At 53.3% G+C, this 15,121-nt stretch carries 12 protein-coding genes; 3 read left to right on the forward strand and 9 right to left on the reverse strand.

Going from position 1 to position 15,121, the window contains the following annotated elements; translation table 11 throughout:
- Positions 1 to 17: 17 nt before the first annotated feature.
- Both IMCC3135_RS10200 and abiEi read right to left on the reverse strand, forming a co-directional pair.
- The gene (locus IMCC3135_RS10200) at positions 18 to 938 is read right to left on the reverse strand and encodes a nucleotidyl transferase AbiEii/AbiGii toxin family protein (protein ID WP_157735902.1); all 921 of its coding nucleotides are present in this window, start codon (positions 936 to 938) and stop codon (positions 18 to 20) included.
- Positions 928 to 1,500, reverse strand: coding sequence for a type IV toxin-antitoxin system AbiEi family antitoxin (abiEi, locus tag IMCC3135_RS10205; RefSeq protein WP_205737989.1), 573 nt, complete (start codon positions 1,498 to 1,500; stop codon positions 928 to 930). The genes IMCC3135_RS10200 and abiEi overlap by 11 nt, the downstream gene beginning before the upstream one ends.
- A gap of 411 nt (positions 1,501 to 1,911) precedes the next feature.
- Here abiEi and IMCC3135_RS10215 point away from each other — a divergent pair, with 411 nt between their 5' ends.
- A complete protein-coding gene (locus IMCC3135_RS10215) occupies positions 1,912 to 3,525 on the forward strand; it encodes a BCCT family transporter (protein WP_088917510.1) in 1,614 nt (537 codons plus the stop codon).
- Between the two features lie 600 nt (positions 3,526 to 4,125).
- The gene (locus IMCC3135_RS10220; protein ID WP_236994765.1) at positions 4,126 to 6,174 is read left to right on the forward strand and encodes a DNA topoisomerase 3; all 2,049 of its coding nucleotides are present in this window, start codon (positions 4,126 to 4,128) and stop codon (positions 6,172 to 6,174) included.
- 84 nt (positions 6,175 to 6,258) lie between these two features.
- Here the strand turns inward: IMCC3135_RS10220 and IMCC3135_RS10225 are convergent, their stop codons facing one another.
- The 3 genes from IMCC3135_RS10225 to IMCC3135_RS10235 form a co-directional block, all read right to left on the reverse strand.
- The gene (locus IMCC3135_RS10225) at positions 6,259 to 6,669 is read right to left on the reverse strand and encodes a thioredoxin family protein (protein ID WP_088917512.1); all 411 of its coding nucleotides are present in this window, start codon (positions 6,667 to 6,669) and stop codon (positions 6,259 to 6,261) included.
- A 315-nt stretch (positions 6,670 to 6,984) separates the two neighbouring features.
- Positions 6,985 to 7,422, reverse strand: a complete 438-nt coding sequence (locus tag IMCC3135_RS10230; RefSeq protein WP_088917513.1) for a response regulator — start codon at positions 7,420 to 7,422, stop codon at positions 6,985 to 6,987.
- Positions 7,419 to 8,912, reverse strand: coding sequence for a sensor histidine kinase (locus tag IMCC3135_RS10235; RefSeq protein ID WP_088917514.1), 1,494 nt, complete (start codon positions 8,910 to 8,912; stop codon positions 7,419 to 7,421). The genes IMCC3135_RS10230 and IMCC3135_RS10235 overlap by 4 nt, the downstream gene beginning before the upstream one ends.
- 290 nt (positions 8,913 to 9,202) lie before the next feature.
- Here IMCC3135_RS10235 and IMCC3135_RS10240 point away from each other — a divergent pair, with 290 nt between their 5' ends.
- Positions 9,203 to 10,111 (forward strand): ATP adenylyltransferase family protein, encoded by a 909-nt coding sequence (locus tag IMCC3135_RS10240; RefSeq protein WP_088917515.1) that lies wholly within the window; start codon positions 9,203 to 9,205, stop codon positions 10,109 to 10,111.
- A 51-nt stretch (positions 10,112 to 10,162) separates the two neighbouring features.
- On the opposite strand, the gene IMCC3135_RS10245 is transcribed toward IMCC3135_RS10240, so the two are convergent.
- The 4 genes from IMCC3135_RS10245 to IMCC3135_RS10260 form a co-directional block, all read right to left on the reverse strand.
- Positions 10,163 to 11,302 carry a M20/M25/M40 family metallo-hydrolase gene (locus IMCC3135_RS10245; RefSeq protein WP_088921788.1) on the reverse strand — a complete coding sequence of 380 codons (1,140 nt, stop codon included), beginning with the start codon at positions 11,300 to 11,302 and terminating at the stop codon, positions 10,163 to 10,165.
- 80 nt (positions 11,303 to 11,382) lie between these two features.
- Positions 11,383 to 12,549, reverse strand: coding sequence for a M20 aminoacylase family protein (locus IMCC3135_RS10250; protein WP_088917516.1), 1,167 nt, complete (start codon positions 12,547 to 12,549; stop codon positions 11,383 to 11,385).
- Positions 12,546 to 14,231 carry an ABC transporter ATP-binding protein gene (locus tag IMCC3135_RS10255; protein ID WP_088917517.1) on the reverse strand — a complete coding sequence of 562 codons (1,686 nt, stop codon included), beginning with the start codon at positions 14,229 to 14,231 and terminating at the stop codon, positions 12,546 to 12,548. Before IMCC3135_RS10255 ends, IMCC3135_RS10250 begins: the two co-directional genes overlap by 4 nt.
- Positions 14,232 to 14,233: 2 nt before the next feature.
- Positions 14,234 to 15,121 (reverse strand): ABC transporter permease, encoded by an 888-nt coding sequence (locus IMCC3135_RS10260; protein WP_088917518.1) that lies wholly within the window; start codon positions 15,119 to 15,121, stop codon positions 14,234 to 14,236.

Genomic DNA, 15,121 nt, shown 5'->3' on the forward strand with positions numbered 1-15,121 from the left:
TTTTCGGGATTGCGGCTTCAGGCTGTGATGCCTGTTCCTCGTTCGACCTGTAATCGCACGTCACGCTCCAGCACGCGCAAGAACCCGTCACGCCTGAACGTACCCTCTATCTCGGGCTCTGACAGAAAGCGGCTCATCTCGTTGTGAAACGGCGCGCTGTTGATCAGTTCGCCAAGCCGGTCCAGCAGGTCGTCGCGCAATGTGTCGAAATCTTGCACGCCATAGTCCTGAATCTTTTTCGTAACAAGGCTTGGGTTCGGGGCGATGCGATTTCGGGCTGCCCAGCCGAGGTCCCAGATATCACGATATCGAGGGTTGACTGCGGATGATGAGATCAGCGATTTTACCTTGTCCGAGGCAATCTCGACAGGAGTCTCCGTTGTGACGAGGAAACTGTCTGCGCCACCGTAGCTATCAGCCAGTCCTTCATAATTGCGGTGCAAGGGTAGGGGGTCGCCAGTATACGCTGGCACGTTTGCCACCTCGAGCCTGATCCTCTGTCTTGGCATGTCAGGCCTAGCGGGTTCTGTATCAATCGATAGAGTCCAACGGCTGACCTTGACGCTGCCCGGTCGCGAGGAAGTATTTTGTACCTTGGGCTCCTTGACTCTTACGTCAAGACCATAACGATTCCCAACGAAGCGCTCAAGCGCTTCTTTGATAGGCGCAAGGCTCGAACCGTCAAAGTCTTTGCCGCCTGCAAAATCGAGGTCCTCGCTCAGACGTTGGGATCCGTGAACGAGTCGAAGCGCCGTCCCACCCTGGAATACGAGTCCGTCGAGTAGCTTTAAGCGTTGCAGCGCGAACAGCATGTCATAGTGCAATAGTTCTTTCACAATGCCGGGTCGCATACGCGCATACCCTGGTGTTCGCAAGGCAAGCGTAACCATGTCACTCAAGCCCTTGCGCTCATCGTCGATGGCTTGCCTAGGCGACATCTTCCAGCTCTTCGTAGTCGACCAGATGAAGGTTGCGGCCGACATGCCGGAGATCAGACAGCGCCGTTCTAGCACGTGCAAATCTCAGCGGACGGCCGATCTCGACTATGCCGTCAAGTATTGTCGATCGGGATTGACGAGTGTGGGTGAACTCAATTGCCCCGCAAGTCGTGTTCACAAGTCCGCTGCGGCCGGTGGTCATGACGGTGACGACACTCAGCGGCACTTGCGAGATAGCACCATACTCGGATAGCGCTGATTCAAGACTTACGTACGAGTAGTGCCCGCGTCGCAGTGCAATCGCAATGTGTTCCACTGTATAGCCGATATCACTGCGTGCGCGAGGCAATACGTAGACGCTGCGACAGGCGCGGTCTAACGTTCCATCACGGACGAATCGTCGAAGGCTCATCTCGAGAGACTTCGACGAGTCATCGGGGAACTGCATTTTAAGATCGTGCTGGGTCCATACGTAGCGCCCTTTATCATCCCACGTGTTCAGTCGATCCAAGAGCTCGTTGCGTTTCATGCTACTTGTTTCCGCGATCGAGTTTACGCTCATACTACATAAAAATAGTATGTACGTATATCAATAATGCGTATTCAATCACAGGCCGGGTAACGCTGAAATCCGACGGCATCCATGTTCACGAGCACATTAGGCTGGCAGCGTCGGGTTCTAGCTTCTTGCCGGTAGCGGTATTTCCTACGTGTCGGATCGTTATTGAGGGCTATAGCGAAAGCGGTGGATAAGGCTTAATGAATACCTGTTGGTGGGCGTTGCCAGTATCGTATTCGTGGCGATCACTCGGCACCTGCTATGGACTATCGTGCTGGGAATGGCATTGTTTCTGACGCTGCGGTTTTTCTGTAAGCCAGCTGTCTTCGGCAAAGAAAGTTGCATACGTCAGGAAGTCATGCAAAGCTACTCTACGATGCGGGCGTATGACCTAGTCTCAAGAAAAGGAAAACCATGACAGATCAAACTTCTGAAAGCGGTGAAATAGAAACAGATTTTACGGTTGGCCAGGACAACGTTGACGGCAAACTTGGCCCCCTTGGGTTCGATATACATAATCCGGTATTTGCCATTTCCGGGCTGGCGGCCGTCGCTTTCGTGCTCCTGACATTGATCTTTCCCGAACAGGCGGGTACCACGTTATCTGCTGTGCGTGATTTCGCGATCACCAAGCTTGACTGGTTCTTCATGATCATCGTCAATATTTTTGTGATTTTCTGTCTGGTGTTGATTTTCTTGCCTATGTCAAGCGTGAGGCTAGGCGGTAAAGACGCGGTTCCGGACTATTCCTATCTCGAATGGTTTGCGATGCTTTTCGCCGCGGGAATGGGGATTGGCCTGTTGTTTTTTGGTGTACTCGAACCCGTTTACCACATGAATGTGTCGGAACCCCTGGGCGTTGCCTCACCTATTGCCGCTGACGGCAGCATCATCGCCGCAAACGTTGAGGCGGCACGTGCGATGGGACTGGCTGCAACCTTCTATCACTGGGGCCTGCACGGCTGGGCCGTCTACGCCATCATGGCACTGGCGCTTTCACTCTTCACCTACAACAAGGGTCTGCCGTTCTCGATCCGCTCATGTTTCTACCCGATTCTGGGTGATCGCGTCTGGGGGTGGTGGGGGCATTGGATTGACATTCTGGCCGTATTCGCGACTCTTTTCGGTCTTGCCACCTCATTGGGGTTGGGTGCACAGCAAGCCAATGCGGGTTTCAACTTTGCTTTCGGACTGGAAATATCCACCAACACTCAGGTTGTGATCATTCTGCTGGTGACGGCCGTTGCGCTGGTTTCAGTCTATCGCGGCCTTGATGGTGGCGTGAAAATTCTCTCTGAAATCAACATGGTAATTGCGATTCTCTTCTTCCTGTTTGTTCTTGCCGTTGGACCCACTCTGGTTGGTTTGAACGGTTTCTGGACGGGGCTTGTCGCCTATACCAAGGAAATCATCCCGCTATCAATGCCTTTTGGCCGCGAGGATGACGCCTACCGCGAAGGCTGGACTGCTTTCTACTGGGCATGGTGGGTGTCCTGGGCACCCTTTGTTGGCATGTTCATTGCCCGTGTTTCAAGAGGACGCACAGTTCGCGAGTTCATCATCTGCGTACTGCTGATCCCCTCGCTCATCATCTTCATCTGGATGGGTGTATTCGGCGGCATCGCCATTGATCAGATTATTACCAGCCCGGAAACCTCGCTAGTCAAGGCAAACGTGATTGACAGTTATTCGCCTGAGCTTTCTCTGTTCGGCATGCTTAACGAATTGCCGTTCACCAAGGTTGCATCGACAATCGCAATTTTTCTGGCGTTGGTCTTTTTCGTAACCTCGTCAGATTCCGGCTCACTCGTGGTCGATACAATCACAGCAGGGGGCAAGATCGATGCGCCAGTACCCCAGCGCATTTTCTGGTGCGTGGTAGAAGGCTTGATTGCCATCGCGCTCTTGATTGGTGGTGGTCTGGCGGCACTCCAGGCGGGTGTGACAGCCACGGGCGTGCCATTCGCAGTCCTCATGCTGGCTATGTGTTACACCATCTTTCAAGGCCTGCGTAGCGAGCCGCGTTAGTAGATATTTCAACGGTTAATCAGGCACCTCCCTTTTTAGGGGGGCGCCTGTAGCAGTGAGACTACCGGACTCAATGGCGGTTGGACTTCCGGCAAATTTCCCGACAAAAACCCAGAAAATTTATCCCGTAACTGTCACCAAACTTGTCCTGGCTAGGCATGATTTAATTCAGGAAATGAAGAATTTGTCAAAGAACGATTCTTCGATCCATACGGTTTTGATAGTGCAGGATTTGGCCCAGATACGACCGTCATGGACGCCTTCGGCTCATTCGCCTGACGCGTGATTGCTGGCAACACGTACAGTACGTCGGTTCTGTGACGGCGTATGGATTATGTACACAACGCCATTGCCTTGGGCATCAATCAAAAATTTACTGCTAGAATAAAAACTGTTATTAATTACAGTAAAATCGGTATGATGCCGTATTCCAGCAAGGTGCCATGAGACAATTTTCTGGTCGACTTTCATGGTTACGAAGCGAGCAAACGAGTTGCGGCTCGCCAGCCATCGGCTTCATGACAGCTGCTTTTCAAATACTGCTTGACGATTGCTATACGCAAATGTGCATCAAGCAAAAAAATTTACAGGATGGACTCGGTGGGACGCTTATTCATTGCAGAGAAACCGTCGGTAGCCAAGGCCATTGCTGCCGAGTTAGGCAAAGCATCGCGCTCGGATGGTTATTTATGCTGTGGTAACGATGTAATCACCTGGTGTTTCGGGCACATGCTGGAATTGGCTTCACCGGATGAATACACGAGTGATGATGTGCCAAGGAGCAAAGCGGGCAGAAAGCGCTGGCGTGTTGACGAGTTACCGATCATTCCCGATAAGTGGAAGTCTCATCCTAAAGAGACCGCACGCAAGCAACTGAAAATCATGGGCAGTCTGTTGAAACGGGCTGACCTGACAGAAGTGGTTCATGCTGGAGATCCGGACCGCGAAGGACAGTTATTGGTTGATGAGGTGTTGGCGCATTTCAAGAATCGCAAACCGACGAGGCGTTACTGGGTATCAGCACAAGATCCGGTAACGGTGCGTCGAGGCCTGTCATCGCTTGAAAACAATAGCCAGTATCAGGGTTGGGCTTCTGCAGCCAGAGCCCGTGCACGCGCAGATTGGCTCACCGGCATGAATCTTTCTCGTGCGTATACCTTGGCTAGTGAGCGTAGTGGTGCCGGGGCGTTACTCACCATCGGTAGAGTTCAGACACCGACGCTTGCACTGGTGGTGCAGCGTGATCAGGATATCGAGAGCTTTGTATCGATTCCGTTTTATACGCTGGAAGCTACCTTCATTCACAAGGTTGGTAAATTCTGCGGTACATGGCAGCCTGCAGATGATCAGGCTGGTCTGGATTCAGAGGGGCGTTTGCTGGACAAGGCGGTTGCCGATTCCATCATTGCCAAGGTGCAGGGTAAGCAGGGTGTGGTATCTGTGTTCAAGCAACAGAGGCGCTCGCAACCTCACCCGCTGGCTTTTTCGTTAGCTGATATAACATTGCTCGGATCCAGAATTTATGGCTTTAGCGCCGAAGAGACGCTCAAAGCCTGTCAATCGTTATACGAAAAGCACAAATTGACCAGCTATCCACGAACCGATACCGGCTACTTGCCCGAATCTCAGTTTGCCGATGCACCCACTGTGCTGGCCTCTTTGCGCTCGATGCATTCCGGTCTGCAAAGTGCAATTGATGGAGCCGATACCGCCATTCTATCGCGAACCTGGAATGACAAACAGGTCACGGCACATCATGGCATCATTCCCACGCAATACAAATCCTCATTGAGCGCTCTGACAGATACTGAACGCAAACTCTACGAGCTTATTGTGCGGCGTTATATCGCCCAGTTTTATCCAGAACATCAGTTTATGGCAACAACCATCGAGGTCCTGATCAAGGCAGAGCGGTTCAGGTCCTATGGTAAGCGCATTCTGGTGGAAGGGTGGAGAACCGTGTTGTCCAGCGGGCATTCCGACAAGGAGCAGGCTCTGCCAGCAGTTGCATTGAAGGATAAGGTGGATTGTGACAATGTCATGCGTCGAGATGCAAAGACCAAGCCGCCTGCTCGATTCAACGAAGGTACATTAATCCAGGCGATGGCCAATATCCATCGCTATATTGTCGAGGCTGCCCAGAAAAAAGTATTGCGAGAGGGTGATGGTATTGGTACCAGTGCAACCCGTGCAAGCATCATCAGCGAGCTTAAAAGACGGACGTATCTGGAGACATCCGGTAAGCACATCATCAGTACTACATTGGGTCGTAGCCTGTGTTCTGCACTGCCTGAAGTGCTGAAAAGTGCCGTCAGTACAGCCGTAAACGAACGATTATTAAAAGAGATTGAAACAGGGGCGCCGGAGTTTGATGCTTTTTTGCGAGCACACGAAACGTTCATCAGGGGACAGGTGTGCAGTGTTAATCAGAGTGCTATCGTGGTTAAAGGGGCTGAGAGCCAGCAGTCCGGGAAAAAACCGAAAAAGCGTCAATCGCTCGCGGTATCAAAGCACAAATGCAATGCCTGTTCAAAAGGACTGGTGCGTCGTCCCTCAGTCAAAGCCAAGGGCGATTGGTGGTGGGGATGCAGCGGTTTTCCGGAATGCAAGAATACTTACAGAGACAAGGCGGGTAAACCGGTGTTTTGAATAGTCCGGGTAGGGTAGGGGAAGATATGAAACAGGCCGCACCGACTATTCGTGTGCGGATGACTGTCGAGGGTAAAGTAGGGGTTACGTTGCCGGTGGAAAACTGCGTGCAAACAGACTTTCAAGCTGTACATTGGTCTGCAAGCCCACGACCGTATCTATCAGCTTACCTTTCGCATCAAACAGTAAAAGGGTGGTTTTTTGAACACCATATTTATTCTGTAGCTCACGCCCTTCGGAGGTTGAGATATCAGCCAGTCTAAATTGAATTTCCGACTGATTCTCGAGAACGTTCAGAGAACGCGACTTGAGGCTTCGGCAATCAGGACAGCTGGTATCGTGAATTTGTACGACGACGGGTTTGCCTGCACCTATGCTGGTCAAGTCATGTAATTCGCGCTGTTGGGTGTCGTAACCTGAAATTGCGCCAGCGGCAACGCCCAGTACGCCCAGTGATACGACTGACTTGATCAGTAGACGACGCTTTTTTTCCATGGGCAATTGCTTGAAACGCTCCAAAGCGCCAGGGCTTGTGGAAACTTGTTTTTTTCGTTTGATGCTGATTCTCCCTGTTTATCTGTTTTCAGCTGGACTTTCTCCACGGCACCGCGTTTCTTGTTCTGTGTTGCGTATTGCATACAACTGAGCGAGCCAAGGTGCACGTGATCTGGTTGCGTCTGACAACTATATGACCAGTTCGTTCACACCAAATTACGTGGATCGCAACCCATTGACAAGATTGTTAGTGTAATGATCGTTGTGTAATACAGACTTCAAGTCACTCGTTTGATCAGCTTGACTGGTCGCTGATCAGTCGTTGACCTGCCAGCTATCAAGTTTGTCTGCTAACGCGTGCGCATCCGCTGTGCTGAAGGGCTTGACCAGGTAATCAACAACCCGAGTGTCGCTTAGTGCCTTTTGTCTGTCTGTGACGGCGCTGGAAGAGGTCAGCATCACGATAAAGCGCGGATCATCGGTAATGCTCAACGTGGCTAGTCGATCAAGCAAATCGAAGCCATTCATGACCGGCATGTTGATGTCCAGCAGCATGAGCATTACCGGGAATCGCTCTGGTTCTGCTAACCGGCTGGCCGCGTGTTTCTCCAGAATTTCCAGTGCTTCCTTGCCAGACTGTGCAGTTTTGACGGTGTCGAATCGGCCACTACGTTTGAGCGCTCGGCAATGCACCATAATGTCGATCTCATTATCATCGACGAGAAGTACACTGTGCCTTTTGGTGGTCATCATTGTGGTTTATCCGGCAAGCTGATACTGAATGTTGTCGGTTTGCGATGATTTGTGATCTGCACCTGGCCGCCGACTCTGTCGATATGCTTTTTAACGATGTACAGGCCAAGGCCGTGGCCAGAATGTTGCGCCGAACCACGGGTAAATATCGTAAAAACGTCATGACTCAGATCGTTGTCAATGCCAAGACCATTATCACTGACTTCCACGACAGTACAAAAACCTTGTTTGAATGATCTGACTGAAATTCTGGGTTCAGCTTCAGATTCATCACGAAACTTGCGAGCGTTCGATAATAAATTGGTCATCACCTGAGTGATGCGGGTTTTGTCTGAATTGAGTGTTTTGACCTCCAGATGCAGTTCGACATCATTGGTAGAGTCAGGGTCGTTGTCCAGATGCTGAGTGGCACCGATTTCATGGATCATTGCGGCCAGATCGAGCTCAGTGGCGTTAACCGTTGCGGTATCGGCTCGTGCAAGTACCATCAGATCATTGACAAGATTGCTCAGCTTGAGTAATTGCCCCTCCGCCATGGCTATCATCTCAGGCAACTGTTCATATTCAGCGTCTTTGATGTCCTCAGCGATTGTGCTCAATAAGCCGCGGGTGCTGGTGATCGGTGACACGAGATCGTGTGAGACGTGGTAATTGAACTGAGAGAGCTCATCATTGGCTTGCAGCAGTTCTTTCTGGGCAAGGTGCTGCTGAGTAACGTCGTATAACACTGCGACGCTACCCGAGATGGTGCCGCTGGCGTCGTGCCAGGGCCTGCTCTCGATTTCAATCCAGCTATCTACGTTTCCTGGTGACGATATCGCTTCGACTCGTCTCGGTGGCTGCATGCCCTCCATAGTCGCATCGATATCGCTTAGCAGAGGCAGAATTGCTTCCAGTTGATTAACGTAATCTTGCCCGAGAAGCTCTTCGATTGTGATCGGTTGTGCGAGCAGGGTGGTCAGCAATCGTGCAAACTCTTCACTGCAGGCCAGAATGCGATGTGCGGAGTCGAACATGACCACGGCGCTAGGCATGGCTCTGACCAGTGTGCGCAGTGACTCTGTTGACTCCTTGCTTTCGGTCCTTTTTTTTGATGTTTGCGCGATCAGGGCAGAATCAGTCACGGGGCGGCTGACACCGACCTGTCGGACGACCTCTCCATCAGCGTGGATCGGACTCTTGATCGTATGCATATAGCGTACGGTGCCGTTTGCATCGGTGATAGGCTCTGCCGGTATATCGATATTCAAGCCTGTTTGAAACACTCGGTGATCATCTTTGACGTATTGCAGAGTGTCGTCAGGATCGCTGTGTTTTCCATCGATTAGCTGGCGCAGCTCTTCGTTGGAGAGGCCGTAGTATTCACGAAATGTGCGGTTGGCCCATAGCAGACGCGACTTCGGCCCTTTGACCAGAACCATGTCTGGCATGGCGTCCAGAATCTGTTCGTACCAGTCAGCGCTGTGGGTCGTCGTTTGTTCGTCGGTCATATTGACTCTGCGAAGTGGGTCCGAAAGAAAGTCGAACTCTGGCTGTTATCAGTAGAATTCTGGCGCAGGCTGTGATTGTGTGCTCGGTGGTCGTTGTCCCTACATGAAGGGTAGCGGCATCACGAGAGTAAACATGAGGTATTGATATCTGATTCGCCTGTTTCTCGGCGCTCGATTGCAGAGCTGTGCGTTCAATCGATTGACCTTCATGCCACAATTGCCATACCGTTGTCTTTGAGAATCATGTCGCTTTTTGCAGGCGGCGATAAGCGAGTCACGAGAGGGTTGAAATGACAAGCACGTGGATGAATGCGATTGACAAGTGCAGTGCGAGTGCACTGACTTCTGGTGATTTGCAACCGGTGCAAGTGGAGCAGGACGTTATGGAGGATGCCGGCATGCGGTTCGTCGTACGCTGGGTCTCTTCGCTGGCAGCCAAAGATGCGCTCAAGAATGATGCGCCCAAAAATGAGGTCAGGAACGAAGTCAAGGTTGCGATTCCGGGTGGGCCGCGTGATCCCGATTTCAACCCGTTCCTGAATCCTGATCCGGAGTTGACGGTGGGAGCACTGGGTGATGAGCATGTGGTGATCCTGAACAAATTCCCGCTATGCGATCGGCATCTGGTGCTGGCGCGGCGCAGCTTTGAGGAGCAATTGCTGCCGCTGACGCGCAGTGATTTTGCAGCGCTGGCAACCATCATGGGTGAGGCTGGTGGCACCGGGCTGTACAACGGCGGTGCGGCGGCGGGCGCTAGCCAACGCCACAAGCATTTGCAGTGGATTCCAGCAACACACGGCAATGCAAGTCTTGAATTCTATGCTGCCGGACTACCGACTGATCTCCAGGAGCAAGAGGTGGCGACGCATGCTTCTCTGGTGATGAAGCACTGTTTTGTGCGTGTGAACTGTGGGCAGGACGTGCCGATAGATGCTGCCGCGGATAGCCTGTTCGCAGGCTTTGAGCGTGCCTGTCATCAGCTGGATCTGACGCCGGGCGTCGATGGGCTGCTGGCGCCATTCAATCTGTTAGCGGGCAACGGCTGGTTATTGTTGGTACCACGTAGTCAGGAATGCTTCGAGCAGATCTCGATCAGTGCGGTGGGTTTCGGCGGCACTCTGTACACCCGCACGCCTGAGCAGATAGAAGCCATACGTCAGGAGGGTCCCTTACGCGTACTGGCGGCTGTGAGCTGCTGACGCTGTTAGAGTCACGTCAGCCTCACTAGCCGCTTTTATTGGCCTTTGTTTCTATGCCTTCAAACGGCAGAAAAGCGCGGCAGCGAGGCGTGCGCGTTCGACCAGACTATCGACTTCGATATGCTCGTTCAGTGTGTGCAGCCCTTTGCCGCGCACCCCGATGGAGTCGAGTGTTGCCAGGCCGAGAGAGCCGGTGAAGTTGCCGTCAGATCCACCTCCGTCGGAACAACCTGACATCTCGAAGCCGATCTCGCCAGCGATTTCCTGGGCGATTGACAACATGGCCATGGTACCGGGCTGATCCGGCTCCCATACTGGACGGGTTACGCTCTGACAGACATTCATCACCACGTCGCCAGCGTCAGAGTTGAGCGCCAGCATCATGGCCACACCTTCGTCCAGAAGTTCCTGCGTCTTGGCCATGCTCAACACTTCAGCATCGCAGACTGATGATACGCAATTTACCCACTGACCCGCGTGAAACACACCAAGAGAGAAGGATCTGTCCTCTGTGGTCATGTTCTCGATTTTTGCGACAGATTTGGCCATTTCGGCAATTGCCGAGCGGCCGTCTTTCAAGGCCCAACTTGCATGGCTCGGCCTGCCTCGTGTCTGAAGTTTGAAACGGGCTATCGCATAACGCCCGATCACGGCACCCCCATCCTGACGAGCGGGTTCGGGAACAAGAATGTATTTATGCCGTTTTGCTTCTGTTTCGATCAGCTCACGGGTCGAGGGGGTACCTATCTCTTCATCCGGTGTGAAGAGAACGGTGACAGGAAGAGAGGTCTCAATACCTGCCGCCAACAGTTTGCGCAGGGCATCAAGGTAGACATAATTGCCGCCTTTCATGTCCATGAGGCCGGGGCCATAGCAGATGTTTCCCTCCCGACGGAACGGCAGTTTCTCCAAGGTACCAATAGGATGTACAGTGTCGAGATGGCCGAGTAACAAGATGCCTCCCTGGCCTGTATTCTTGTGCGGCATGGTTGCCCGTACGCTATCACCAAGACCCATGCGTCCCGGAATCCGTTCGACTCGGGCGCCTAGTGCTGCCAGTTCGTACTGAACCAGATCCATCATGCGATTCACGGATGCAGCGTCGAAAGTCGGACTTTCAGTTTCGATCCAGGGTTTGAGTCCCAGAAGCATTTCATCTGTGTTAAAGGGCAGGTCAAGAGGGTTAGTCATGTAAGCGGTCTCTGCATATGCCAGACTCACGCAAGGTGAGCCGGAGGTGTCTGAAAGTGATTAATCAGGGAGCAAGTGATTCAGCTATTGGGTAGACGGGTCTCGACAATGCGCGCATAAATAGATGCACCTACAGGCAAAATGCCGTCGTCAAGTACAAAGGCTGGGTTGTGTAGTGGAATGCTGCCCGCATGGCCAACCCGGCAATAGGCACCCGGGACCACCTTGAGCATATCGGCGAAATCCTCAGAGCCGGTCGACTGTTCAGTGGATTCCGTCGCCATGTCCGCACCGACGATATCGGCAGCTGCAGCGACATAGGCGGTAGTGAGTTCGGCATCATTTATCAGCACATCGAAGACGTTGCGCAGCTCTACGGTGATCTCGACCCCATAGGCCTGTGCCATTCCTGCGCAGAGTTCACGGATACGTGTATCTGCCATCTGCGAGACCTCGTCGTGGAAATACCGGACCGTACCCGATAGGGTGGCTGTGTCGGGTACTACGTTATAGGCTGAACCTGCATTGAACGTGGTTACCGATAGCACAATGGGTTTGTTCGGCGATGTATTACGACTGACGATGCTCTGTAACTGCTGGACCAGGCTAGTGCCGATGACAATAGGATCCTTTGACTGGTGCGGCATGGCGGCATGGCTGCCGGTACCTTTGATAGTGATATCAAAGAACGAGGCGCCGGCCATGGCTGGACCGGGAGTCACTGTCACAACGCCTGGGTCGGAATTAGGGTCGTTGTGCATGCCGTAGATTTCCTCGCAGGGGAATTTATCAAACAAGCCCTCACTGATCATGCGTCGTGCACCGCCCAGCCCTTCTTCGGCGGGTTGGAAGATCAGTACGACAGTACCCGCAAAGTCGCGAGTCTCCGCCAGGTAGCGCGCCGCACCCAGCAGCATGGTGGTATGACCGTCATGCCCGCAAGCGTGCATCCTTCCTGTGTTGGTCGAGGTATAGGGCACGCCTGAGGTTTCCTCAATGGGCAGGGCGTCCATGTCGGCGCGCAAGCCGATGCGGCGATTACTATCACCCTTGCCCTTGATCAGCCCGACCACCCCTGTGCCGCCCAATCCTTCAAACACCTCATCCACTCCATAGCTGTGAAGTTGTTGGGCAACGATGCCGGAGGTGCGGGTCTCTTCGAAGCCCAGCTCGGGGTGGGCATGAAAATCCTGACGGATTTGTGTCAATTCTGGGGCAAATGCTTCGATCTGAGGGATAACGTTCATGCTGCAGTTCCTGTAAAAGTTGAGGCGCGATCCAGCGCGCAGAAATTGGCGAAATCCCAGTCACGTCCAGGGGCTGCCTCTATCAGATTTCTTGTGTAGTCGTGGTGTGGGCTGGCCAGTACCTCGCCAGCGGGCCCGTGTTCTACGACCAGTCCCTTTTGCATCACCAGAACTTCATCGCATATCTGCGCCGCGACACGCAGATCGTGGGTAATGAAGAGCATGGCGACACCAAATTTGTCCTGAATGTCGTCAAGCAGATCCAGAACCTGTGCCTGTACGCTGACATCGAGTGCCGACACCGCTTCATCCGCAACCAGTAGGTCAGGTTTCATGGCCACGGCTCGTGCTATAGCGATTCGTTGACGTTGCCCGCCCGAGAACTGATGAGGATAACGCTCCAGAGCATCGCGAGGCAGGTCCACCAGTTCCATTAGCTCGGCAGCATGCTCCATGGCCACTTCGCGGGAGGTGCCGAAGTTAATGGGCCCTTCGCACAAGCTGCGTGCGACGGTCCAGCGCGGGTTGAGTGAGCGGTAGGGGTCCTGAAAGACAATCTGAAAATGTTTGCGATGCGGCTGCAATTGGCGGCGGGTGAGTTGGGCTATCTCTGAACCTGCGATGGTGATCTTGCCCGCGGTAGGATCAATCAGCCGCATGATACAGCGTGCCACTGTGGATTTACCGGATCCTGACTCACCGACGATTCCCAGTGTGCGGCCCGGAGCAATGGAAAAGTTTACGTTGCGGGCAGCCTTGACCCCTTCGGATTTAAAGAAAAAGCCGTTGCCGCCATAGGTCATGTCCAGGCCTTCGACGGCGACGATGTCCGGTCCCGCCGAGACCTGTCGTGCGGCGCGCGGTGCAAGGTTCGGCACGGCGCTTAGCAGTTTTTTGGTGTAGGCCACTTGCGGGTTTGTCAGCAGATCCCGGATCGGTGCATGTTCGACAATCTGACCCTTTTGCATGACGCTGACCGTGTCGGCAATCTCGGCCACAACACCCATGTCATGGGTTATGAACAGTACGGCGGTGCCGTTGCGTTCCTGCATCTCGGCTATCAGTTTCAGAATCTGGAGCTGCGTGGTGACATCCAGCGCCGTCGTTGGTTCGTCCGCGATGAGCAGGTCAGGGTCGAGGATCAGTGCCATCGCAATCATGATGCGCTGCCGCTGGCCACCTGAAAGTTGATGTGGAAAAGCGGTGTAGATCCGCTCCACATCCGGCAGATGGACCTGTTCCATCATGTCGATGGTGCGCTTTTTAACTTCTGAGCCGGTCATGTTGGTGTGCGTATTGAGTACTTCCTCGATCTGCTCGCCGACTCGCAGAACAGGGTTCAGTGCAGTCATCGGCTCCTGAAAGATCATTGAGATTTTACGGGCGCGCAGATCGCGCATCTGCGGTGCGGTGGCATTTGTGATATCAAATCCATTGAGATCGATCAGACCGCCCTGAATTTCCAATGCATCCTTTGGCAGCAAGCTCATCGCGGCCAATGAAGTGACGGATTTTCCCGATCCGGACTCGCCGACAAGGCAGTGCGTTTCTCCGGCGCGGATATCAAGGTTGATGCCGTTGAGTACGAGCTCGGCATTGGGTCGACCCGTCAGGCGTACTTCAAGGTTGCGAATCTTGAGAACGGGCTTGGCGTCACTGAAGTCCTTTGATTTGAATTCCATGTTCAACCCTCCCGTTTTTTCATACGTGGATCAAGTAGATCGCGCGCTGTATCACCCAGCAGGTTGATGGCGAGAATACATAGGGACAGCAACAGTCCTGGCCAGAAAATCAGCCCCGGTTTAATCTGAAAGTAGGTGCGTCCCTCAGCCATGATATTGCCCCAAGTAGGAATCTCTGTTGAAACGCCGGCACCCAGGAAGGACAGAATTGCCTCGATCAGGATAGCTGATGCGCATATATAAGTGCCTTGCACGATCAGCGGCGCAAACGTGTTGGGCATCAGATGTTGAATCAGAATCTTTGGCATGGAAGAGCCAAGTGCGATGGCTGCTTCTACAAAAGGTTCTTCGCGGGCCGACAATACAACCGAGCGGACAAGGCGCACGACACGCGGTACCTCCGGTACGGTGATTGCGATGATGATCGAAGACAGGCTCGGGCCGTTCAAGGCAACCAGGGCTATGGCCAGCAGGATTGCCGGGATCGCCATGAGGCTATCCATTATCCGCATGATCACGCCATCGGCGGCGTGAAAGAAACCTGCGACCAGGCCGATCATCATGCCGACAGAGATGCTGACCAAGGCGGTGCCTATACCGATCAACAGCGATACCCGCCCACCCATCATGACACGGGAAAAGGTGTCCCGACCATAGGGATCGGTGCCCAGAAGATGTGTGTCGGAAGGTGGTTTCAGGCGTGCCATTGCATCCATTGCGAGCGGATCATAGGGGACATAGAGTGGTGCGAAGAGTGAGGCCAGAACGATCACCACGAGGATCACGGCAGCAATCATGGGACCTATACCTATGCGGGCATCGGCAGGTAGGGAAAACAGGCCGCTCAGTACCTGAAAGGCACTATGCCGCGAATTGGAAATGGCTGTCAT

The sequence above is a fragment of the Granulosicoccus antarcticus IMCC3135 genome, assembly GCF_002215215.1.
Lineage (GTDB): Bacteria > Pseudomonadota > Gammaproteobacteria > Granulosicoccales > Granulosicoccaceae > Granulosicoccus > Granulosicoccus antarcticus.

Coding starts and splice junctions, on each gene's coding strand:
- IMCC3135_RS10255 (WP_088917517.1), bottom strand. CDS start 14,231: ATGGAATTCAAATCAAAGGACTTCAGTGACGCCAAGCCCGTTCTCAAG.
- IMCC3135_RS10260 (WP_088917518.1), bottom strand. CDS start 15,121: ATGACAGCCATTTCCAATTCGCGGCATAGTGCCTTTCAGGTACTGAGC.
- IMCC3135_RS10230 (WP_088917513.1), bottom strand. CDS start 7,422: ATGATGACCACCAAAAGGCACAGTGTACTTCTCGTCGATGATAATGAG.
- abiEi (WP_205737989.1), bottom strand. CDS start 1,500: ATGAGCGTAAACTCGATCGCGGAAACAAGTAGCATGAAACGCAACGAG.
- IMCC3135_RS10245 (WP_088921788.1), bottom strand. CDS start 11,302: ATGACTAACCCTCTTGACCTGCCCTTTAACACAGATGAAATGCTTCTG.
- IMCC3135_RS10225 (WP_088917512.1), bottom strand. CDS start 6,669: ATGGAAAAAAAGCGTCGTCTACTGATCAAGTCAGTCGTATCACTGGGC.
- IMCC3135_RS10250 (WP_088917516.1), bottom strand. CDS start 12,549: ATGAACGTTATCCCTCAGATCGAAGCATTTGCCCCAGAATTGACACAA.
- IMCC3135_RS10235 (WP_088917514.1), bottom strand. CDS start 8,912: ATGACCGACGAACAAACGACGACCCACAGCGCTGACTGGTACGAACAG.
- IMCC3135_RS10215 (WP_088917510.1), top strand. CDS start 1,912: ATGACAGATCAAACTTCTGAAAGCGGTGAAATAGAAACAGATTTTACG.
- IMCC3135_RS10240 (WP_088917515.1), top strand. CDS start 9,203: ATGACAAGCACGTGGATGAATGCGATTGACAAGTGCAGTGCGAGTGCA.
- IMCC3135_RS10200 (WP_157735902.1), bottom strand. CDS start 938: ATGTCGCCTAGGCAAGCCATCGACGATGAGCGCAAGGGCTTGAGTGAC.